The organism is Aureimonas sp. D3 (genome assembly GCF_001463805.1).
Classification (GTDB): Bacteria; Pseudomonadota; Alphaproteobacteria; order Rhizobiales; family Rhizobiaceae; genus Aureimonas; species Aureimonas ureilytica_A.
The window spans coordinates 20,449-41,116 of sequence record NZ_BBWM01000045.1 but is presented as its reverse complement, the minus strand read 5'-3'; the positions used below and the strand labels follow the sequence as shown (position 1 = coordinate 41,116).

17 protein-coding genes are annotated in these 20,668 nt (G+C 65.4%); 9 read left to right on the top strand and 8 right to left on the bottom strand.

Annotated features, from left to right (window positions below):
• Positions 1-32: 32 nt before the first annotated feature.
• Positions 33-884, bottom strand: coding sequence for a GGDEF domain-containing protein (locus tag AUL36_RS13125; RefSeq protein ID WP_062221493.1), 852 nt, complete (start codon positions 882-884; stop codon positions 33-35).
• A gap of 292 nt (positions 885-1,176) precedes the next feature.
• Here AUL36_RS13125 and AUL36_RS13120 point away from each other — a divergent pair, with 292 nt between their 5' ends.
• From AUL36_RS13120 to AUL36_RS13110, 3 genes are all read left to right on the top strand, one after another.
• Positions 1,177-3,159 (top strand): methyl-accepting chemotaxis protein, encoded by a 1,983-nt coding sequence (locus tag AUL36_RS13120; RefSeq protein ID WP_062221491.1) that lies wholly within the window; start codon positions 1,177-1,179, stop codon positions 3,157-3,159.
• 183 nt (positions 3,160-3,342) lie between these two features.
• Positions 3,343-3,840: a MarR family winged helix-turn-helix transcriptional regulator gene (locus AUL36_RS13115; protein WP_062221489.1), complete on the top strand. Its 498-nt coding sequence runs from the start codon at positions 3,343-3,345 to the stop codon at positions 3,838-3,840.
• A gap of 98 nt (positions 3,841-3,938) precedes the next feature.
• Positions 3,939-5,117, top strand: a complete 1,179-nt coding sequence (locus tag AUL36_RS13110) for a winged helix-turn-helix domain-containing protein (RefSeq protein ID WP_062221487.1) — start codon at positions 3,939-3,941, stop codon at positions 5,115-5,117.
• 71 nt (positions 5,118-5,188) lie between these two features.
• Here AUL36_RS13110 and AUL36_RS24660 read toward each other — a convergent pair whose 3' ends face one another.
• Both AUL36_RS24660 and AUL36_RS24655 read right to left on the bottom strand, forming a co-directional pair.
• Entirely contained in the window at positions 5,189-5,548 is a 360-nt protein-coding gene (locus tag AUL36_RS24660; RefSeq protein WP_058598491.1) for a hypothetical protein, read from the bottom strand.
• A 12-nt stretch (positions 5,549-5,560) separates the two neighbouring features.
• Positions 5,561-5,875, bottom strand: coding sequence for an ArsR/SmtB family transcription factor (locus tag AUL36_RS24655; protein ID WP_244497123.1), 315 nt, complete (start codon positions 5,873-5,875; stop codon positions 5,561-5,563).
• Between the two features lie 259 nt (positions 5,876-6,134).
• Here AUL36_RS24655 and AUL36_RS13095 point away from each other — a divergent pair, with 259 nt between their 5' ends.
• The 5 genes from AUL36_RS13095 to AUL36_RS13075 all read left to right on the top strand — a co-directional run bounded on the left by AUL36_RS13095 (position 6,135) and on the right by AUL36_RS13075 (position 12,502).
• Positions 6,135-8,123 (top strand): PAS domain S-box protein, encoded by a 1,989-nt coding sequence (locus tag AUL36_RS13095; protein WP_062221485.1) that lies wholly within the window; start codon positions 6,135-6,137, stop codon positions 8,121-8,123.
• Positions 8,113-8,733, top strand: coding sequence for a response regulator transcription factor (locus AUL36_RS13090; RefSeq protein ID WP_082655824.1), 621 nt, complete (start codon positions 8,113-8,115; stop codon positions 8,731-8,733). The genes AUL36_RS13095 and AUL36_RS13090 overlap by 11 nt, the downstream gene beginning before the upstream one ends.
• A gap of 281 nt (positions 8,734-9,014) precedes the next feature.
• Positions 9,015-9,500 carry a hypothetical protein gene (locus AUL36_RS13085; RefSeq protein ID WP_062221481.1) on the top strand — a complete coding sequence of 162 codons (486 nt, stop codon included), beginning with the start codon at positions 9,015-9,017 and terminating at the stop codon, positions 9,498-9,500.
• Between the two features lie 225 nt (positions 9,501-9,725).
• The gene (locus tag AUL36_RS13080) at positions 9,726-10,844 is read left to right on the top strand and encodes a metallophosphoesterase (protein WP_062221479.1); all 1,119 of its coding nucleotides are present in this window, start codon (positions 9,726-9,728) and stop codon (positions 10,842-10,844) included.
• Between the two features lie 149 nt (positions 10,845-10,993).
• On the top strand, positions 10,994-12,502 hold the full coding sequence (locus AUL36_RS13075) for a DUF2252 domain-containing protein (RefSeq protein ID WP_082655823.1): 1,509 nt from the start codon (positions 10,994-10,996) through the stop codon (positions 12,500-12,502).
• 45 nt (positions 12,503-12,547) lie between these two features.
• Here AUL36_RS13075 and AUL36_RS13070 read toward each other — a convergent pair whose 3' ends face one another.
• The 4 genes from AUL36_RS13070 to AUL36_RS13055 all read right to left on the bottom strand — a co-directional run bounded on the left by AUL36_RS13070 (position 12,548) and on the right by AUL36_RS13055 (position 17,752).
• A complete protein-coding gene (locus AUL36_RS13070) occupies positions 12,548-13,339 on the bottom strand; it encodes a DUF1684 domain-containing protein (RefSeq protein WP_062221477.1) in 792 nt (263 codons plus the stop codon).
• Between the two features lie 134 nt (positions 13,340-13,473).
• Entirely contained in the window at positions 13,474-14,598 is a 1,125-nt protein-coding gene (locus tag AUL36_RS13065) for a L,D-transpeptidase family protein (RefSeq protein WP_244497122.1), read from the bottom strand.
• Between the two features lie 107 nt (positions 14,599-14,705).
• Positions 14,706-16,025, bottom strand: coding sequence for an HlyD family type I secretion periplasmic adaptor subunit (locus AUL36_RS13060; protein ID WP_062221474.1), 1,320 nt, complete (start codon positions 16,023-16,025; stop codon positions 14,706-14,708).
• Positions 16,022-17,752 (bottom strand): type I secretion system permease/ATPase, encoded by a 1,731-nt coding sequence (locus AUL36_RS13055; protein ID WP_062221472.1) that lies wholly within the window; start codon positions 17,750-17,752, stop codon positions 16,022-16,024. The genes AUL36_RS13060 and AUL36_RS13055 overlap by 4 nt, the downstream gene beginning before the upstream one ends.
• Before the next feature lie 359 nt (positions 17,753-18,111).
• On the opposite strand from AUL36_RS13055, the gene AUL36_RS13050 reads away from it, so the two are divergent.
• A complete protein-coding gene (locus tag AUL36_RS13050) occupies positions 18,112-19,326 on the top strand; it encodes a hypothetical protein (RefSeq protein WP_062221470.1) in 1,215 nt (404 codons plus the stop codon).
• On the opposite strand, the gene AUL36_RS13045 is transcribed toward AUL36_RS13050, so the two are convergent.
• A complete protein-coding gene (locus tag AUL36_RS13045; protein ID WP_062221468.1) occupies positions 19,292-20,425 on the bottom strand; it encodes a polysaccharide pyruvyl transferase family protein in 1,134 nt (377 codons plus the stop codon). The two genes, AUL36_RS13050 and AUL36_RS13045, sit on opposite strands and share 35 nt — an antisense overlap.
• Positions 20,426-20,668: the final 243 nt, after the last annotated feature.

Sequence of the window (20,668 nt, the reverse complement as noted above, 5' to 3'; positions counted from 1 at the left end):
GGGCAGTCCTTTCAGGGCCACCTACCGGGACATCAGGCGCGGCGCTGCTTCTTGGCGTCGTACATGGCCCGGTCGGCCTCGGCGAGAAGGTCGGCCGAGGTCATGCCGGCACGCCAGAGAGCCATGCCGAAGCTGAGGCCGACATCGAGATGCCGGTCCTCCCACAGCATGGGTGCGCATGAACTCGCCTGCAGGCGCTGCATCGCCAGCTCCGCCGCTTCCCGTGTCGCGGCCGAAAGAATGGCGGCGAATTCGTCTCCCCCGATCCGCGCCAGCCGGTCATTGTCGTGAAGGCCCTTGGCCAGACGCTCCGCGATATGTCTGAGAACGGCATCGCCGGTCGCGTGGCCATGCTGATCGTTGATGGGCTTGAACCGATCCACATCGGCGAGCACGACCGCGAAGGCGCGGCCCGTATCATTCGCCGCCGCGAGGGCATTGGCGAGGTCCCGCTCGAACCGTCGGCGGTTGCAGATGCCGGTCAAAGCGTCCTTGAACGCCGCGCTGCGCAGTTCGAGTTCGGCCAGCTTGCGGTCGGTGACATCGAGCGTCAGCCCGAACACGCCCTGAACGTCCCCGGTTCGGGCATCGATCACGGGGGAAAGCGTGGTACGCCACCATTTGGCGCCACCCGGTAGCTCGAGATGCTGCTCGTACTCGTAGCCGGCCCGTGTGCCGATGCAATAGCGGTACTGCCTCTCGACCTGTGAGGCGACATGCGCCGGCAGACATTCCTCGGGGGTCCGCCCGATGATCCTGTCGGCCACCAGACCCGTCAGATGACAGATGAGATCGTTCACCGCGTCGAAACGAAGCTTGCCATCCGTCCCGAGCGCCAATGAAAAGGCCGGCGCACCCAGCAGACCGACATCGATTCGATGCATGAAACTTGCCCTCCTATGCCCTTCATTGTGGGTCGGAGCTCTGACTTTTCCAGAATGAACCCGGATAGTGTTCGAAAGGCCGCCGGGTCGGCGCGGCGTTGCTTGTTGTTCGGGCTGCCGTTGCCAATGTCAGCCGATCCTCCGCCGAGACTTCCGAAATAGTCTCTTAGACATACGATCTGGTCGGCCGCGGACGAAGAGGGATTCGAAGGAAGCCAGACAGGAAGACGATCTTAATGGATAGGCGGGTAGGGTCCGACCCGAAGACTCTGCTCGTTCGCATGAGACGGTGATGAAGCTTGGAACGAAGATCATCGCGTGGGTGGGCGCAGGTCTGGCGTTGACGCTGCTGCCGAGCGCCATCTATCTGGCCAGCGAAACACGAGAGCGAGCCGTGGAACGGGCTCATGATCTGGTTCTAGCGGAAGCGGCAAGCGCGGCGAACAGCATCAAGAGCGAACTCAACGAATATGCCGGCAGCCTTGCCACCTCCGTCGTGCTTCTGGGCCGGGCCCAGGAACAGGGGCAACTGACACGGCCCGAGCTCGTCACGCTCCTCAAACGCCAGCTCGAGGCCTTTCCGACCGCGTTCGGCACCTGGTTCACCGAAGCGCCCAAGGCGCTGGACGGGCGGCAGGACGAGGTGAAGGACGACAAGGCGCTCGGCACCAACAAGAACGGCGTCTTCGCCGGATACTGGACGCGCGAAAGCGCCTCCTCCCTGACCTTCTCCACCTTCAACGACGACGCTCAAGCCGAATGGTGGACCAAGCCGACGCAAAGCGGCAAGCCGAGTTCGACCGAGCCTTATATCGAGACGGCAACCGGCAATAACACGTTGATCGCCAGCCTGATGGCGCCGCTTTCCGCCTCGGGAAAACTGATCGGCGTGATCGGCATGGATGTCGATCTCGGCTCGCTCTCGGCCCGGCTTCTGGCCCTGAAGCCGATGGGCGTCGGGCAGGTGATGCTTCTGTCGGAAAAGGGCAACTGGATCGCCCATCCCGATGCGGCGCTTCGCACCAAGCCCTATGAGGGCGCGGGCAGCGACGAACTCAAGAAGGCCATGACGGAGGGCGTGCCCGTGACCGCCACGCTCACCGGCCCCGACGGATCGCAGATCGAGCGCAGCTTCGTCCCCCTCCTCATCCCCGTCATCAATTCGCGCTGGTTCGTGGCGCTCGACATGCCCACAAAGGCGATCGTCGGTCCGGCCGATCGCAACGCCTATACGATGATGGGCGCAATCCTTCTGGCGATGCTCGTGGTGATGGGGCTCGTGATCCTGGCGTGCCGGCGCCTGATCGCACAGCCCTTGAAGCTCGTGATCGAGAACGCCCATGCCATCAGCGCGGGCGATCTCAGCCGGGATATGCCAGCCAAAGGAAACGACGAGATCGCCGAACTCCTGCGCGCCATGTCCGGAATGACGCGGCAGCTGCGCGAGATCGTATCGTCGGTCGTCGTCTCGGCGCAGCAGGTGGCTTCGGGGTCCACGCAGTCGGCCGCGACGGCCGAACAGCTCGCCTCCGGCGCGACAGAGCAGGCAGCGGCTTCCGAGCAGGCGTCCGCGGCCGTGGAGCAGATGACCGCCAATATTCGTCAGAACGCCGACAATGCGGGGCAGACGGAAAAGATGGCTGTTCGGGCAGCCGAGGACGCGCGAACCAGCGGAGACGCGATGGCGGGCTCGGTGGAGGCGATGCGCTCCATCGCCCAGAAGATCGAGCTGGTGCAGGAGCTGGCTCGCCAGACCGATCTTCTGGCGTTGAACGCCGCGATCGAGGCCGCGCGGGCCGGGCAGCACGGCAAGGGCTTCGCCGTCGTGGCCTCGGAAGTGCGCAAGCTCGCCGAGCGCTCGCGCACGACCGCCGAGGAGATCGGCCGATTGTCGGATCGCTCGCTCGCCACGTCGGAGGCCAGCGGCCAGATGCTGTCGCGGCTGGTGCCCGACATCCAGCGAACCTCCGAACTGGTTCAGGAAATCTCGGCCGCGTGCCGCGAACAGGCGATCGGCATTGCCCAGATCAATCAGGCGATCCAGCAGTTGGATCAGGTGACGCAGGCCAATGCCGGCGCGGCGAGCGAGATGGCCGCAACGGCCGACCAGCTTTCGGGTGAAGGCCACCGGCTTCTGGACTGCACGAGCTTTTTCGAACTGGATGCGTCCGCGCAGCCCGCGCCCGCGCCCGCGAGCCAGCCTGCCGCGTCGAACGAAGCAGGGCCGTCGAGCCCTGTTCAAACGGCCGCCCCGCACCCGGCAAAGGCGGCGTAAGCATTCGCGCAAAGACGGAAGCGGAGGCAACTGATCCGCTTTGGTCGCGCGGATCGACGGTAGGAGGGCGCTTCGGCCTTATGCGAGGCCTGTCGCGTAGGCGGCGGACGAAAATCCAAGCTGCCTCGCGTACACATTTCTGTTATGGCGCGGGCGTCACTCCTTCCCATCACGAGACGACCTGTGCCCGACACGCATCCCCAAGCCGAGGCGCTGTTCCTCCTGACCGAAACAGCGCGGCGCTTTCGCGAGGCGTTCGAGGCGTCTTTGGCCTGCAACCCGGCCGGTCTCACCCCGGCCGCGATCCGCACTTTGGGACATGTCATCCGTTCTCCCGGCTCGCGCCAGAATGTTCTGGCCGAGCGCATGGAAATCGAACCCATGTCCCTGTCATCCCACATCAATCGCCTGCGCAAGGACGGTTATGTGACGCAAAGCTGCGACCCGCTCGATCGCCGCGCCAAGCTCGTTCATCCGACCGATAAGGCCATCCAGCTGATGATCGAGCTGGATCCGGGTTTCGACGCCCTATACCAGACGACGACGCGTGGGCTGAGCAAGGAAGAGATGACGCTTCTGGCCGCCGGGCTCGCGAAGATGCGCGCCAATATTGCGACCGACCCCAGCCTCACCCAGCCCTTCACGCTCATTCCCAAAACCGAGGGCAAACAAGCGTCCTGAAGTTCGGGTGGTCAGGGCGGCCGAAATCCTGTCTTCTCCCCGCTGGAACTTTCGGCGGGCGTTCCGATGAGGCATCGGATCGGCGAACGGAGCGGGAGATGACGACACAGACCATCAGCCTGCCGCAGGCTCGCCGGATCGCCCTCGCCGCGCAAGGGTTCGGGGCCAGGCCCAGCGCCGCGCCTGGTCCGCTTCAGCTGCAGCGCACGCTGCGCAGGCTCCATCTGCACCAGATCGACAGCGTCAATGTTCTGTCCCGCGCCCATTATCTGCCCGCCTTTTCGCGTCTAGGCCCCTATGAGCGCACCCATCTCGACACTTTGGCCTGGGGGCCGAAGCGCCAGCGCCGATTGTTCGAATATTGGGCGCACGAAGCCTCGCTCCTGCCTTTCGAACTGCAACCGCTCCTGCGCTGGCGCATGGCGGCGGCCGACCGGGGCGAGACGGGGTATGGGCGGATGCGACGTTTCGCGACCGAGCGCCGGTCGGAAGCCATGGCGCTGCACGAGCGGATCGGTCGCGAAGGGCCGCTCGCGATTTCGGATTTCGAAAGCCATAAGGGCAAGGCCGGCTGGTGGGAATGGAGCGACACGAAAAGCGCGCTGGAATGGCTCTTCTGGGCCGGCCATATCACGACCGGCGCGCGGCGGGGGAATTTCGAGCGGGTTTACGACCTGCCCGAGCGGGTCATCCCGGCCGATGTCCTGAGCCAGCCGACACCCGGCGCGGCCGATGCGCATCGGGCCTTGATCGAACGGGCGGGCGCGGCGCTCGGGATCGCGACCGAGGGCGAGTTGCGCGACTATTTCCGCCTGACGCCAGATGAGGCGCGCCCGGCCATTCGCGCGCTGGCGGAAGAGGGCGTGCTGGTCGCCGTCGATGTACCGGGCTGGCGCCATGCCTGGCTGCACCGGGATGCCAAGCGCCCGCGACGGATCGCGGCACAGGCGCTCCTGTCGCCCTTCGATCCCCTGGTCTGGGAGCGCTCGCGCACCGAGCGCCTGTTCGGCTTCCGCTATCGGATCGAAATCTATGTTCCCGCCGACAAGCGCCAATACGGCTATTACGTGCTGCCGTTTCTGCTGGATGAGGAGCTCGCAGCGCGTGTCGATCTCAAGGCCGACCGCGCCGCCTCGCGCCTCGTCATCCGCTCCATCCATCTGGAACCCGGCGCGCCGGACGGAACACGCGAAGCACTCCAGGCGGAACTGGAGCGCCTCGCGGCCTGGCTGGGGCTGCACGAAACCATGCGCTTCGAAACGCCGACAAGCTCATAGGGGCCCGTCGGACACCGCGCCGACGACGAGCCGGCCAGCGTGACCCCGGCAGGATGCCGGCCCGCTTGAGCTTAGCTCGCGGACACGACTTCCAACGGGCCGTGATCGTCGCAATGGTCGCCATGGGGATGGTGCAGGCGGCCATTCACGAGATAGTCCACGTGATCGCCATGCGGCACGGCTTCGTGGCCGCAGCCGGGGCCATGCACATGACCGGCCTCGTGCCCGGTGCAGCCTTCGCCGTGATTGCAGCGGTCGGGATTGGTGGCGCTGACCTCGATCACATGCTCGTCCACATGGTCGCCATGGGGGTGATGCAGGTGGCCGTCATGCAGGTAGTCCACATGATCGCCGTGCCGAACGGCGGTATGGCCGCAGCCGGCGCCATGCTTGTGCGGGTGGTCGTGGTGGACGGTGCAATTCTCAGCCATGGGTTGCTCCTTTCAGGAATGATGCTCTTCGCAGGCGTGATCCAAGGCATTCGAAACAAGCGTCAGCACATGCGCGTCGTGCAGCCGATAGAGCATGGACTTGCCCTCCCGCCGACGCGCCACAAGCCGGGCCGACCAAAGCAGCCCGAGCCGGGCCGACACGGTGGTCAGCTTCTCCTGCGTGGCGGAGGCGAGATCCGACACCGTCGCCTCCCCCCGCGCCAATTCGACGATCAGCCGAAGCCGAGCCGGATCGGCGAGGGCCGAAAACATCGTGCCAGCGGCCTGCAACTGCTCGTCGGTCCACTCACGCGATTCGTTTGCCATGCATCAATCCATAATTCCATGGAATGATGGAATCAAGAGATTTTTGATCGCATCTGACGATGCGTGCGGGGTGGTCAGAGCAGATCCGAGACGCCGGCAGGGCGCCGTCCTTACATCCGTAGGCGCGACCCTATTTACCCCATTCCAGCGTATTCCAAGGTAAACGTTGCTCCCGACTTTGCTGGCGTCCATTCTAGGCCAGTCCTCGCTTGGGCGAATCCGTCGGGTCGCGAGCCGGCAAGCAGGGAGGGGACCTGAAATGACGCCGAGCCAGACATGCAACTCCTCATCGACGGCCCCGCCCGCCCCCGATTGCCTGCCGCGCGTGATGCCCGATCTGATCGAGGGCCTGGACTGGTCCGGCACGGCTCTGGGGCCGCGTGGTTCCTGGCCGGTGGCCGTGGACGTTCTTATGTGCGTGATGCTCGAGTCGCGGCAGCCGATGCTCGTTGTCTGGGGCCCATCGCACACGATGCTCTATAACGACGCCTATATCTCGTTTCTGGGGAGCAAGCACCCCGCTGCGCTGGGGCGTCCCGTTCTCGACGTCTGGAGCGAAGCGGCCGAACAACTGCGGCCCATGATCGAGCATGTCTATGCCGGCGGCTCGAGCTTGGGGGACGACCTCGAACTGCATCTGGATCTCGGCGACGGCCCGCGGGAAATGCATTTTGCCTTCTCCACCAGCGCCGTGCGGGATGACGCTGGCGCCATAGGGGGCCTTTTGTGCATTTGCACCAATACGACGGAGGTGGTCCGAGCTCGCCGCGAAAGCGAAGAGAACTACCGCCATGCGATGGAACTCAGCCCCCAGATCGCCTGGACCGCACGACCCGATGGATATGTCGACCAGTTCTCGAACCGATGGGAAGTTCTGACGGGCCAAACGGGCGAAGGCTTCGCCTGGCGCGAGGCGCTTCATCCGGACGAGCGCGACAACGCCTATGAGATGTGGCTTGCCGCAACCCGCGACCGTCACCCCTACAGGGTCGAAATCAGGGTTTGTCTGCGCGACGGAACCTACCGTTGGCATCGGGTGCAAGCCTTTCCGCGCCTTGCCGCCGATGGCTCCATCTTGCGTTGGTACGGCACGACGGAAGACATCCACGAACGCAAGGTCGCCGACGAGCACATGCGCTCGATTCTGGAGACCGTGCCCGATGCCATGATCGTCATCGACGAGAAGGGCACCATCCATTCCTTCAGCAAGACCGCCGAGCGGCTCTTCGGTTACACGTCCGGTGAGATCGTCGGCCAGAATGTGCGCCGCCTGATGCCCGAGCCCTATCAATCCTTTCACGATGGCCATCTTGCGCGATACGTCGCCACGGGCGAGCGCAAGGTGATCGGCATCGGCCGCATCGTGATCGGCCAGCGCCGGGACGGGTCCACCTTCCCGATGGAACTGAGCGTGGGGGAAATCCGAACGGGCACGGGCCACTTCTTCACCGGCTTCATCCGCGACCTGACCGAACGACGCGCGGCGGAAGAGCGCATTCAGGAAATCCAGGCCGAGCTTCTCCAAGTTTCGCGTTTCACCGCGCTCGGCGAAATGGCTTCGGCTCTGGCGCACGAACTCAACCAGCCGCTGACGGCCATCACGAATTATCTCCATGCCTGCCGCAAGCTGCTGGAACAACCGGATGGGGACGCTCGCCCGAACTGCGCCCTCGTCGGCCAGGCCGTTTCCGAGGCGGCCGAACAGGCCGTTCGCGCCGGCGAAATCATTCGATCGCTTCGATCGCTGGTGAAGCGGACCCAAGGGCACTCGCAAGATGAGGCTCTGGCCAAACTCGTCGAAGAAACCTGCGCCCTCGCCATGGTCGGCACCCGCGAAGCCGATGTGAAGATCCGCATCGCCGTGTCGCCGAACGCGCGGACCATCCATGCCGATCGCGTTCAGATCCAACAGGTCCTGCTGAATTTGATGCGCAATGCGATCGAAGCGATGGAGGATTCACCGCAACGGGAGTTGAGTGTGACGGCCAATCCCTCGCCTTGCGGGCGGCACGTGGAGATCGCGGTTTCGGACACGGGGCCGGGCTTGGCGCCCGAAATCGCCGAGACCCTGTTTCAACCCTTCAACACGACGAAATCGAACGGCCTCGGTGTCGGCCTGTCGATCTGTCGCAGCATTGTCGAGGCGCATGGAGGAAAGATCGCCGTCGAGCCGCGACCAGGACGCGGGACGACCTTCCGATTCGTGATCCCCGCCCGAAAGGAAAAGACGAGTTCCCATGTCTCGTAGTGCCGTGGTTCATATCATCGACGACGACCGCGATGTTTTGAAGTCGCTGAGCTTCCTCATGGCGGCTCATGATCTGCCCTGCCAGATCTATGGCACGGCGGATGCGTTCCTGGAGAACCTCACGCAGGAAATGGCCGGCTGCATCCTCAGCGACGTGAGGATGCCCGGCATGGATGGATTGGAACTCCTGTCGCATGTGCGCGCATCCGGCAGCCATCTACCCTTCATCGTGATGACCGGACATGGCGACGTGCCGCTGGCCGTGCGGGCCATGAAGCAAGGAGCGACGGATTTCATCGAGAAGCCGTTCAGCGAAAAGGCGCTCCTGGCCATCATTCAAATCGCCTTGGAAATCGACCGGCAGAACGAGCTGCGCGACGTGAAGGCCCGCGAGGCCCGCGAGCGCCTGGCCCTGTTGACGGCACGCGAGACCCAAATCCTCGAACTCGTCGCCACGGGCATGTCGAGCAAGCTGATCGCCTACCAGTTGGAGTTGAGCGCGCGGACGGTGGATGTGCACCGGGCCAACATCCTTTCCAAGCTGAATGTCGACAATGCCATCTCGGCCGTGGCACTCCTGATCGATGCGCGCGGCCAGACCTCGTCGTAGACCGTACCGAGCGCCGATCCATTCGATCCGGCGGATTTTTCCCGCCTTGGCTTGGGGCCGATCCTCGGCTTTCTTCGACGCATCCGCCAAGTGGGTCGCGTTCAAACCTCGACGTTCCGTCGCTTCTGCCCAAAGAAAGTGTCGAACGGGTCTCCACTGCGCCGGCAGGATGCGACATTCATTCACAGATGCGCCTCGCATATTCTATCATTTAGGCAGGAACCAAACCGCCCCCACCGCCCTTTCCACGGCGCATCACGAACCCGTGAAAGGATGCAGGAATGATGAAGCAAGCCTTGCTGGCGACGGCCTTCGCTGTCGGCCTCACCTCCTGGGCCGCAGCGCAGCAGCCAGCGCCCCGGCCGGCGACTCCCCCCGCCGCTGCGGACGCCGACGCACCGCCCCCGCCGCCAGCCATGGCCAAGGGTCCGCGCGCGCCGGGCGATATGCCGCCTCCCCCGCCCGGTGCCGGTCCCGACCCGCGCGGCCCCCACGCGCCTCCGCCCCCGCCGCCGCCTCCGCTCGTGAAGGGCGTCGAGCTGCGCATGGGACCGGAGATGGGCCTGCTGATCGAGTGCGGTGAAGAGCCGATCGACGCGTGCCTCGCTGCCGCCAAGCCGCTGATCGACAAGGTTCCGAACCTGATGGCTCCGCCTGCTCCCCGGCCGGGCGATGCGCCCCCGCCGCCGCCCGCAGGCGCTCGTCCGGGCCCGGCCGACGCCAATGGCGCGCCGCCCCCGCCGCCGGCTCCGACCAAGCGTCCCTGACCCCATTCATGAACGGGGCGGCTTGCCGCCCCGTTTCTTCGCTTTAGGCCGCAAGGTTTGGTCTGGCGCATCCTGCACCTCGAAAATCGACGTGAGTTTCGATTTCGGTAGGAAACTCGGCGTGCTCTCGCCGGGCTCGTGACGCCCTCGGACCTTCCCACCTCGGCCACCTCCCCGAACCGCATTCCATACCCTTTCCCATCGCCCCGATCCGAAAGTTTCTCCATGCTTCGTTGGCTGCAGTTCGGCGATCTTCATGCCTGCGAAGGCGACGACTGGGCGAGTCTTGCCCTGTTCGAGCGTTTGGTGGCCGAGGCCAATGCAGGCTTCGCGGAGCGACTGGATTTCGCCGTGCTGCCGGGCGACAACGCCAATCACGCCACGCCTGAGCAGTTTCGCCGTGTCGCGGAGACCTCGCGACACCTCAAGACGCCGCTGCATGTTCTTCCAGGCGATCATGATTTCGAGGCAGGCCATCTCCAGGACTTTCGTGCGCTTCTCGCGCCACAGGCCCTGCCGCGCATGGAGGTGATTGCCGGTACGCCTTGCCTGTTTCTCGATATCGTCAGCGCCGGAGCGGGCGGGCCGGACTTTCGCTTGGGCCGCGAGCAGACCGCATGGCTGCGCCGGGCGCTGGGCGAGATCGACAGCGCACGGGGCGCGCTCGTCTTCATGCACGCCTTCCCCGGCGATCTGAAAGAAGGCTGCGAGGAGGTCGCCTCGCTCTTTGCGCAAAGCGGCGTGCGCTATGTCGGCACCGGACACACGCATTATAACGACGTGCTCAACGACGGCCATGTGATCTATGGCGCGACGCGCTCCACCGGCGAGATCGAGGAAGCGGGGGGCGAGCCGGGCTTTTCGCTGTCCGCGCTGGACGGGGACGTCGTCTCCTGGCGCTTTCGCGCAATGGGTCAGCCCGGCCCCTTCGTTCTTATCACCTCGCCCTCCGACCTTCGCCTCGTAACGGATTACACCTCGCGAACGCAGGTCCCGGAGGGACGCGTCGAGCTTCGCGCCGAGATTTTCGGATCAGCCGTTTCCGTCACCGCTCGTCTGGGTTCAGGCGAGGACGTGCCGATGAGCCGCGCGAGCGAAGGGCACTGGAGCGCAAGCTTCGAAGGTCTTTCCGACGGGCTTCACACCGCCGTCGTCACCGCGCAGGACGATCATGGCGCGAAAGATCGTGACCAGATCGACATTCTGGTGCGCAACGCGCGTGAAAGGCCGAAACGCGCTCCAACCCTCGCGCTGGGACGCGATGTCCATTCGGTGCGCTCCTGGCCCAGCCACGGCATTGTCGGCGGTCGGCTCGGCCCCAATGCCAATGGTCGGAAGTGGTAGGGCGACTTCGTCCGCCCTGCGATGTCGGCAGCGCTCGCCATGTCGGTAGCCACGCTGCAAACCAAGCCCGTGCGCTGCGGCGAATGGTGGCTTGACGTTTTCGTGAAGGACGCTTTGTTCTCTTGGGTAGTCAGGAACAAAGACACAGCATGAAAATCGACCTTCCCTCGGTCTGCGCGATCCCATTGCTCGACACGTTGCAGCCCGATGGAGCGCTGGAGACGAGCGAAGCGGCGGCGGTTGTTCTCGCCCCGGCCGAAGCCTATCCGCGCATCGACCTTCGCGCCAAGGGCGAGCCGTGGGAGCGGCGGCGCGCGGCCGGCAAGCGGCTGCGCGGCGCGGTGCCGCACGGCCTTCACGCGACGCCCCCTTCGCCGGAGGGGCGGCCGGACCCGGTGTCGCTGATCGAGCAATCGAACGAGGGGCGGCAGAAGCGTCTCGTGCCGCTGCGCATGGCGCGCATGGCGGAATCGCCCTTCGCCTTTCTGCGCGGCGCGCCCGCCGTGATGGCCCTCGACCTGTCGCGCTCGCCGACCAGCGGCATCGAAGTCGTCATGAACGGCGACGCCCATATCAGCAATTTCGGCCTGTTCGGCACGCCGCAGCGCGATGTCGTGCTCGATCTCAACGATTTCGACGAGGTGACGATCGGCCCCTGGGAATGGGACTTGAAGCGTCTTGTGGCGAGCCTTGCCATCGCCGCCCGCGAGCAGGGCATCGGGCAGGACGAGCGCCAGCGCATCGTCATGAGCTGCGTTCGCGGCTATCGCCGCTCCATGGTGGACCTTGCCCCCTGCGGGCCGATCGATGTCTGGCATCGCGCGGCGCGGGCCGACCGGCTGGATTTCGACGGCATCGAAATGGACGCCGCCTCGCAGGCCATCCTGAAGAAGGCCGTCGAGAAGGCGCGCAAGCGCGACAATGCCGCGCTTCTGGAAAAGGTAGGCGAGCGGCAGGTGGACGGCGGCTGGCGCTTCCGCCTCGATCCGCCGATCCTCGCCGCGATCGACGACGAGACGCGCGAAGGCGTCATCTCCGGGCTGGAGCATTATGCCGAGTCCCTGCCGCGCGAGCGGCGCTTCATGCTCAGCCGCTATCATGTCGTGGACGTCGTGCACCGCGTGGTGGGCGTCGGCAGCGTCGGCACCCGCGCCTATCTCGCGCTCCTCTTCGGCAATTCCGACAAGGACGCACTGTTTCTCCAGGTGAAGGAGGCCGTGCGCCCCTCGCACGCGCCCTATGTGCCGCCCCTGCCCGAGCCCTACGGCTCGCACGAGGGCGCGCGCGTCGTCTACGGCCAACGGCTTCTTCAGGCGGTGGGCGATCCGCTTCTCGGCTGGACGACGATCAACGACCGTCCCTTCTACGTCCGTCAGATGCGCAACATGAAGGGCGAAATCCCCCATTCGCTGCTGGGCGGGCGCTCGCTCATCTTCTTCGCCTTCGGCTATGGCGCGCTTCTGGCCCGCGCCCATGCGCGCACGGGGGACGCCGCCGCGATCTCCGGCTATTGCGGCGGGCCGGACAATGAAGGCTTCGACATGGCGCTCGCCGAATGGGCGGAGGCCTATGGCGACCAGAACGCGCTCGACCATCAGGCGCTTCTGGCCGCGATCTCGGAGGGGCGCGTCGCCATCGGCGCGAAGATCGACGCCTAGAAGGGCGACGGGGGGCAGGCCGGAAACCAGCCCGCCGCGTTCTGTTCAGTGACCGTCCGGCTTGAGTTCCCCTGCCTCGATGCGAATGGGCAGAATGTTCTCGCGCGGTGGCAGGGGGCAGACGGCGAAGTCGGTGAAGGCGCAGGGCGGGCTGACCGCGCGATTGAAGTCGAGCACGATACTCGTCTCCGTCACGTCCTCGCCGAACAGAAAGCGCGCGGCGGCATAGGTTTCGCCCGTGCGCGCCGTTTCGTCGCGAAAGACGAATTGCGGCCTCTCCGCCGAGCCATGCGTCGCCAGCAGCTCGAAGCGCTGGCCGTCGCGGGTGAAGACGGCCTTGTGCGTCGCCTCGACCTCGGTGCGGATGCTGCGGCTCGTATCGATCTCCAGCCTGTGGGCCTGATCAAGGCGCACCCAATCGGCTGAAAGCCGCCAGGACGGATCGAAGGGGAAGCTCCTGAGGGCCCCAAGCGCGGCTGGGGCGCCGGACTGCGTGTCGCGCACGCGCAACGCGTTTTCGCCGTTGATCGTCATCACTTCCAGAAGCAACTGGCCGGAGGTGAAACGGGGCGGCTGCGACTTCGAAAGGGCAAGGCGCAGCGGCTCCGATCCATCGGCCGGCTCGAAGATGACTTGGCCTTCTTCATCCTGAACGAGACGCCCGACCCGATCAGGCCCGGCCGAGAGAACGATGTCGTTGTCCTCGGCGCGCCCCACGCTGACGGTGCCTTCCTCCAGGGGATAGCGGCCGATGATGTTCAGCCATCCATCGGGCGCGGTCAGCGCCTCGCGGCGAAGCGCCTTCCAGACGTCGTGCTCAGCTTCGAGATCGCTCATGGCAATGGGTCCGTTTCGCGGGTCCTGTGGGACCGATATGGGCGCGAAATCCTGCTTCCGCCATGGCCGAATGGAGGAGCGGGCGATCGTCCACAGATCACGCCCGCCACCTCGGCCCTGCCAAAACGCAAGCCCTATCCCTTGAACTCGACCACGGTTTCCAGCGGCTTCACCAGACGCGACAGCGCCTCGGCGTCCCAGTTGGTCAAGCGCACGCAGCCATGGCTGGCGGTCTTGTCGATCTGAGAAGGCTCGGGCGTTCCGTGAATGCCGTAGGTCGGCTTGGATAGGTCGATCCAGACCGACCCGACCGGGCCATTGGGGCCGGGCGGCAGGGTCAGCTTCTTGCGGTTCTTCCCCTGCTGAAAGTTCTTCTTGGGATCGTATTCGTATGTGGGCTCACGGGCGCTGCCCTTGACCTTCATCGTGCCGCTGGGGGACGGCGTGTCTTCGGACCCGATCGTCGCGGGGTCCATCAAAACGATACGCCCGTCCTCGGCATAGGCGATGAGTTCGCCCTTCGACTTGTCGACGACGATGCGATCGACCTTGGTCTCGGGATCGGCACCCGGATCGGCGACGAGGATCGTCTGGCCTTCCGTCTTGAAATCGGCCTCCGGGTTGAGGCTGCGGATCAGCGCCTCGTCCATGTGGAAGCGCTCCGCCAGCATCTCGGCGGCGTCGCGATAGGCCAGTCGGTCGAGCTTGGCCATCTCGGCATAGTCGCTCGGGAGGTCGGGCACGTAAGGCCCGGCCACATCCTCCTTGGTCAGCTGGTAGCTCTTCACCGCTGGGCCAGCGTCGGCAGAGAGTTTCGCCCAGACCTCTTCGTTCAAAGCGCCATCCTCGTTGAGCCCCTGCATCTCTCCATAGGCTCGAACGGCCTTATCCGTGTTGCCGCCTGAGCGTCCGTCGATCACGCCCGGTGAAGCATGCGCGTGGTCGAGCAGAACCTGAAGCCGGATCAGGAACGGGTCCGCTGCGTCCTTCGCCTTGGCGGCCTCCTCGTCTTCGGGCTTTTTGCCAGGTTCGTTTGCCCCTTCTTCCGAGGCCGCAGGTTGGGCTTGGGCTGCCTCGCCGCCGGAAGGGTCCTTCGCGGCGTCCGCCTCGGCCTTTGCCGCCTCACGCCGCGCGGTCCAGTCCGAGAAGGAGGCGGAGTTGATGGCGTTTTCCGAGAGATCGGGCTGCGGGGGAGCCGCAAAGGACAGCGCGGTCGACGCCATCCAAAGCATCATGGCGAGCGACAAAGGCTTGGTCATAGCATTCTCCCGAATCCGATCGGTCGAGTGAACGCTCCAACGCTCCCCTGGCTCCGTCGCAAATGGGGTCTGCGACGCAATTTCGCGTGTCCGGCAACCGGCCGCGGTCAGCGCTCGCGCAGCGCTTCTTCGATATTCTCCAGCACCGGTGCGGTCAGATATTGCAGGACGGTGCGCCCCTTGGTCGGAATGATGATCGAGACCTCCATGCCGGCCACGAGCTTGTCCCGGATGTCGGCGGGAATGGCGTCTCCCGAAATGGCGACCTCCACCGGAAAATAGGGCGGAATATTCGGGTTGGCCTCGGTGATCGCGTCGCGCGCTATGTAGCGGAGCGTGCCGACCAGCCGCTCGCGGCGATATTTCATGAGGGCCGCCAGATGGAGTTCCACCTCCATCCCCTCCTCGATGCGGTCGATGTCGGAGGGCGGAATCTTGGCCTTGACGCTCAGTTCGTTGGATTCAGGCACGACATCCATCAAGGGCTCGCCGGGGCGCACCACGCCGCCCACCGTAAAGACGCGCATCTGCTGCACCGTGCCGGTCGCGGGCGAGCGAATGTCGGTGCGCGACATCTGGTCGAGCGCGATCTGGCGCTCCTGCCGGTGCTGGGCGATCTGCTTGCCGATCTCCACCAGCGCATTGGCCGCTTCCTGGCGATAGTCCTTCCGCAGCGATTCCTTGCGAAGGCCGATCTCGGCGATCTTGTCCCTGGCCTTCTGCGCGTCGTTGCGCGCCTTCTTCACGCTGCCGTCGAGAAGGCTTTTCTGGCGCTCCAGCGCATTGACGCGGCTGACGGCGACGAGGCCTTTTTCCAGAAGGCGGCGCAGCCCGCTCAGCTCGTCCGTCAGGCTCGCCAACTGCTCGTTGGCGGTCTGGGTGTCGAGCTTGGTCTGCTCGATCTCGTTGCGAACCTGCTTTTCCTGCGCGTCCAGAAGTTCGAGCGCGCCGGCCAGAACCTGCCGCCGGCTTTCGAACTCGCGGTGATTGTCGTCGATCTCGCTGCTGTCGGTCCCGCGCAGAAGCGAGGCCGCTTCCTCGGGAACGATCATATAGTCCTTGAGATCGCGCTGCGCGATGAGCCGGGCCTCGATGGCGAGCGCGCCGGCCAGCGCCTTGGCGGCCGCAGCGGCGGTTGCCTGCGTGCGCGTCGTGTCGAGGCGCAGGAGCGTCTGCCCCGCTTCCACGAGATCGCCGTCCCGCACCAGGATCTCGGAGACGATGCCGCCCTCGTAGTGCTGCACCGTCTTGCGGTAGGATTCCACGGAGAAGACGCCGTTGGAGACGACGGCGGAGCTGACATGGGCGAAGGCCGCCCAGCCGCCGCACAGGCCGACGCCCAGAAACAGAACGATATAGCCCGTGCGCAGCGCCGCGCGCCAATCCGTATTGGGCTGCGGCGCCTCGATGACGAGTTTCGCGCTCATAGCGAGCGCACCAATTGGTCTGGCTGGAGAACCAGAGGCGGCGGAGCGCCGCGAAGACGCGGAAGGCGGCTGAAGATCTGCTCGCGCCCGCCCATGGCCTGCACCGAGCCCTCGTTTAGCACGAGGAGATCGTCGCAGAAGGACAGGAGGCTGACGCGGTGCGACACGACGATGACCGCCGCGCCGTCGTCGCGCATCGCCTGCATGGTGCGCCCCAGCACCTGCTCGCCGGACGCGTCGAGATTGGAGTTCGGCTCGTCCAGCACGAGAAGCCGGGGGCGGCCGTAGACGGCGCGCGCCAGCGCGACGCGCTGGCGCTGGCCGCCCGACAGCGTATGACCGCCCAGCCCCAGCCGCGTCGAGTAGCCGTTCGGCAGGCCGCGAATGATGTCGTGAATGCCGGCCATCTCGATCGCGTCGAGGATTTTCTCGCTGGTGGCCGCCGGGTCGAAGCGCGAGATGTTCTCGGCGATCGTGCCGGGCAGGAATTCCACGTCCTGCGGGATATAGCCGATATGGCGGCCGAGATCGTCCTCGTTCCAATGGAGGAGATCCTGCTCGCCGAAGACCACCGTGCCCCGGCGCGACTTCCAGATGCCGACCAGAAGACGCCCGAGACAGGACTTACCGGCCCCGCTCGGGCCGACCACCCCCATGATGCGGCCCGGCAGAAGCGTGAAGGACACGTCGTTGATGATCGGCTTGTCCACCTCGGGCGGGCCGCCGACGAGACGCGACACGACGAGCGCGCCCTTGGGCGGGGGCAGCGCGATATGCTCACGCTCGGCGCCGACCGCGCGCAGGAGAAGGTCCAGCCGCTTGGCCGCCATCCAGAAGGACTGGATCGCGCTCCAATTGTTGATGATGTACTGGAGCGGCCCCTGCGCGCGCATCATCATCATCAGGACGACGAACAGAACGCCGACATGGATCTGGCCGGCCAGAAACAGGAAGCCGCCCACGCCATAGACGATGATCATCTGCCCGTTCTGCACCATGCGCGGCACGAGGCCGATGCGCGCGGCGCGCGTCTGCGCGGCGTTGCGCCAGGCGACGCCATCGCTATGGAGCGTGTACCAGCGCTCGGTCACGGTCGGCAGCATCCCCATGACGCGCAGCGTCTCGGCATTGCGCGACACGGCCAAGCCGAACTCGTTCGCCTCGCCTTCCAGGCGCTGGGCGGCCTTCAGATGGCCGGCGACGAGATAATGCGTGGTGATGGAGACGAAGGCGGAGAAGCCCAGGAGCGCCAGGATCAGAAGGCCGAAGGCCCCGCTGATGCAGAACATCACGATCACGAAGAGCGGCGACCAGAAGGCGTCGATCATCGCCGAGAGCGACGGACCGCAAAGGAAGCGGCGGGTGGTCTGAAGGTCGGCCAGCGCCTGGGCGGGCGTGCCGCCGCCCGCGCGGCGCTCGCGGTTGAAGGCGTCGAAGCAGATGCGCGTCAGCTTCTGGTCGATCACCGTGCCCATGCGCTCCAGCACCTGCGCGCGCACGACCTCGAGCAGCGTGTAGGTGACGGTGACGACGATGGCGATGATGATGAGCGTGATCAGCGTCGAGGCGTTCCGGCTCGAACTCACGCGCTCCATGATGCTCATGGGGATGAGCGACATCGCCATATAGAGAAAGGGCAGAAAGAAGCCGAAGCCCAGAAGCGCGAAATAGCCGTAGGAGAACTCGCGCAGGACACCCAGAAGCGGCGACGACGTGACGGATGTCATGGCCCCCCCTTCCTTGGCCCAGCCCGGCTCGCGGGACGCGCGCGATCAACGAGCAGGACACCTCGCCCCGTCCGCGTTCCGCTGCTCCGCCGCCGGATGCGCATCGACCGGCTCTCCTCCTGCCGCAGCATCGTGCGCCGCGTGCGTCTTCTCGTTTCCTGCAGCCGTTCAGCTTTTCAGCCCGTGGGCTTCTGGCCCATAAGCTTTGCAGCGGTTAAGCTTTTCAGCCCGTTAGCGGCCATCTCCTCATTGTCTCAAAGGAGTCTGAAGGTAGTTTTAAGGACGTATGATCGGCCGGACGAAGCTGATCGTCAGCCAGAGGAACGATCCCGCATGGGCGTGGAACCAGGATGCCTTCGATGAGCCAGCCCTCTCCCTCGTCTCGCCGGCGGGCCGGGCACCGGATCGGCGCGGCCCTCGTCTCGACCTGCCTCGCCCTGCCGGCGGCGGCCAGCGAGCCAAGCCTGTCGATGCGCGTCGAGGAGGGGGAGCACATCCTGTTCCGCCATGCGGCCGAGGCCTGCGAGACCTGGGACATTCCCGACACGCCGACCCGCGCCTTTCGCGGGGCGGATGGGCAGGTTCATGTGATGCAAAGTCACTATCGCGGACGCTGGCTGGCGGGGCCCGATCTCTTCTCGCTGCGCCATGGCTGCGCGGTCGCCTTCGAGGGCGCGGGCAGCGCCGACCCCGCGAGCTTCGACAACCAGAGCTGGATCGGCGCGACCTATTCGCCCGACGGCAGAGGGGTCTTCGCGCTCGTTCACAACGAATATCATGGCGAGCGTTTCGGCGCGCCGTGCCGCAAGGGCGAGGAATCGGCCTGCTGGTACAATAGCCTGACGGGCGCGGTGTCGCAGGATGGCGGGCTTCACTTCCAGCCGACGCAGCCCCGGCTCATCGCCGCCCTGCCCTTTCGCGCGGAGGAAACACGCGGCCACCATGCCGGCTATTTCGAGCCGACGAATATTATCGCCTGGAACGGAGCCTTCTATGCGATGGCGAATGTGGTCGCGCCGAAGCCCCAGCGGAGCGGCAATTGCCTCCTTCGCACGCCCACGCTGGAAGACCCGAGCGCTTGGCGCGTGTGGCGCGGGAGCGCGTTCGACACGGCGCTCGCCGATCCCTATGCGGGGCCGATCCAACCCGAGCGCCATCTCTGCGACCCCGTCGCGCCCGATGTCCTGCGCTGGCCGGTCACCAGCCTGACGTGGCACGAGGCGAGCGGCACGTTCATCGCCACCATGCGCGGCCGGGCGAAGGGGGCGGATGGGCGCGAGCGCACCGGCGTCTACGTTGCGACCAGCCCCGATCTCCTCCATTGGGCCGGGCCGGCGCTCCTGATGGAAGCGCCGCTTTTCGGCTCCTGCGACGCCTCCGACGCGATCTCCTATCCCGCGCTGATCGACCCGGACAGCACCGACCGAAACTTTGGCACTGTCGGCGACCATCCGGCTCTGACCTTCGTGCGCGCCGACACGGACGGCTGCACCGTGACGCCCGATCGCGACATCGTTCTGAAGCGGGTACGGATCGACCCTACATCCGCGAGCGCACGCCGTTCTTCTCGATGAAATTCTTCATGCGGTCATAGCGCTCGGCAAAGAGCGACTGAAAGCGTTCGAAGCGCGAGGGATCGACGGCGTCCTTCAGCGTCTGGCGCTCGAACTCCTCGGGCGAGTAGATCGGCAGGTCGAAGGTCTCGGCGAGTTCGCGCGAGCGCGTGTCGTAGGAAAAGAGAACGCCGGGCACGCCGACCGCCACCGCCGGGAGCACGGCATGAACGCGGTATCCGAGCGCGGCATCGAACTGCTGGGCATAGAGATCGTAATCATCGGGCGCGCCGACATAGTAGAGCCGGCGCTCGTAGAGATCGCGCATCACCTGCCCCGTCGTCTCGTCGAACCAGCCCTCCGCCACGAGCTTGGCGGCGGCCGCCTCCATGTGCCGAGGGGCCTTGAAGAAGAACGCCTTTTCCTCCGGCTCGCCATGGCAGGACAGGAACAGGTCGGACACGAGCGCGAGCTTGGCGATCATGCGCTTCTGCGTCAGCGCGAACTTGATAGGATCGACCGCATAGGTCGAGCCGACCTCGCGCCGCAGGCTGAAGGTGACACGCTTGGGGCCGTCCGGCCGGTGGCGCAGCGTCATGCTGCGGTCGAGCGAGCGGAAGATCGAGGGGCAGCCGACGATTTCGAGATTGTGGATGCCGTTGCGATGCAGCGTCTCGGCGCTGAAGGCGCCGCGAACGCCGATCATGGGCGTGCGCTCCGCGATCGCCTGCCAGACGCGCCGGCCCTCGGTTGGCAGGATGATGGGGCGCTCCTGCTCGGCCTGCGCGCCGACGCCGATGCACAGGACGGGCATATTCAGCGCTTCGATCCAGGCGAGGAAATGACCCCAGTCCATTTCCTCGTGAATATAGTTGGAGCCACGCAGCAGGATGAAGTCGCAATTCTCCTTCAGCCGCTTCAGCTCGGCGTCCGTCACCGGCTCGTCGATATTGAGGAGATGGCCTTCCGTATAGTCCACGACGCGCAGGGTGGAGTCGTAGACGCAAATATCGCCTGTGTTGTAGTAGGTTTCGAGCGTGTCCTTGAAGGGAACATCGAACCAAACGGCCTTGTGATTGTTCAGTCGCCGTCCGGAATACTTCACAAGGGCTGCGCGCATGTCGTCCACCTGAGGGCACCGGCGCCCTTTTCGTCGGGCCCAAACATGCCGAAAAGAGATTAAGAGCGTCTAACAAAACCTCCGGGCGGAGGGTGGGCGAGGGATTTTCGTCCGTCCACACGGAGCGAAGCACAGTCGATGCTAGGTCAGCATCGGGGAGCATTCGCGACGAAGTGGCTGACGAAAAGGGCCGGCCAACCGACCCCGGAGGTGTTGTTAGACGCTCTCGGCTTTTATCGAAAC

Coding starts and splice junctions, on each gene's coding strand:
- AUL36_RS13065 (WP_244497122.1), bottom strand. CDS start 14,598: ATGACCAAGCCTTTGTCGCTCGCCATGATGCTTTGGATGGCGTCGACC.
- AUL36_RS13045 (WP_062221468.1), bottom strand. CDS start 20,425: ATGCGCGCAGCCCTTGTGAAGTATTCCGGACGGCGACTGAACAATCAC.
- AUL36_RS13120 (WP_062221491.1), top strand. CDS start 1,177: ATGAAGCTTGGAACGAAGATCATCGCGTGGGTGGGCGCAGGTCTGGCG.
- AUL36_RS13070 (WP_062221477.1), bottom strand. CDS start 13,339: ATGAGCGATCTCGAAGCTGAGCACGACGTCTGGAAGGCGCTTCGCCGC.
- AUL36_RS13080 (WP_062221479.1), top strand. CDS start 9,726: ATGCTTCGTTGGCTGCAGTTCGGCGATCTTCATGCCTGCGAAGGCGAC.
- AUL36_RS13060 (WP_062221474.1), bottom strand. CDS start 16,025: ATGAGCGCGAAACTCGTCATCGAGGCGCCGCAGCCCAATACGGATTGG.
- AUL36_RS13125 (WP_062221493.1), bottom strand. CDS start 884: ATGCATCGAATCGATGTCGGTCTGCTGGGTGCGCCGGCCTTTTCATTG.
- AUL36_RS13055 (WP_062221472.1), bottom strand. CDS start 17,752: ATGACATCCGTCACGTCGTCGCCGCTTCTGGGTGTCCTGCGCGAGTTC.
- AUL36_RS13050 (WP_062221470.1), top strand. CDS start 18,112: ATGAGCCAGCCCTCTCCCTCGTCTCGCCGGCGGGCCGGGCACCGGATC.
- AUL36_RS13095 (WP_062221485.1), top strand. CDS start 6,135: ATGACGCCGAGCCAGACATGCAACTCCTCATCGACGGCCCCGCCCGCC.
- AUL36_RS24655 (WP_244497123.1), bottom strand. CDS start 5,875: ATGGCAAACGAATCGCGTGAGTGGACCGACGAGCAGTTGCAGGCCGCT.
- AUL36_RS13085 (WP_062221481.1), top strand. CDS start 9,015: ATGATGAAGCAAGCCTTGCTGGCGACGGCCTTCGCTGTCGGCCTCACC.
- AUL36_RS24660 (WP_058598491.1), bottom strand. CDS start 5,548: ATGGCTGAGAATTGCACCGTCCACCACGACCACCCGCACAAGCATGGC.
- AUL36_RS13110 (WP_062221487.1), top strand. CDS start 3,939: ATGACGACACAGACCATCAGCCTGCCGCAGGCTCGCCGGATCGCCCTC.
- AUL36_RS13090 (WP_082655824.1), top strand. CDS start 8,113: ATGTCTCGTAGTGCCGTGGTTCATATCATCGACGACGACCGCGATGTT.
- AUL36_RS13075 (WP_082655823.1), top strand. CDS start 10,994: ATGAAAATCGACCTTCCCTCGGTCTGCGCGATCCCATTGCTCGACACG.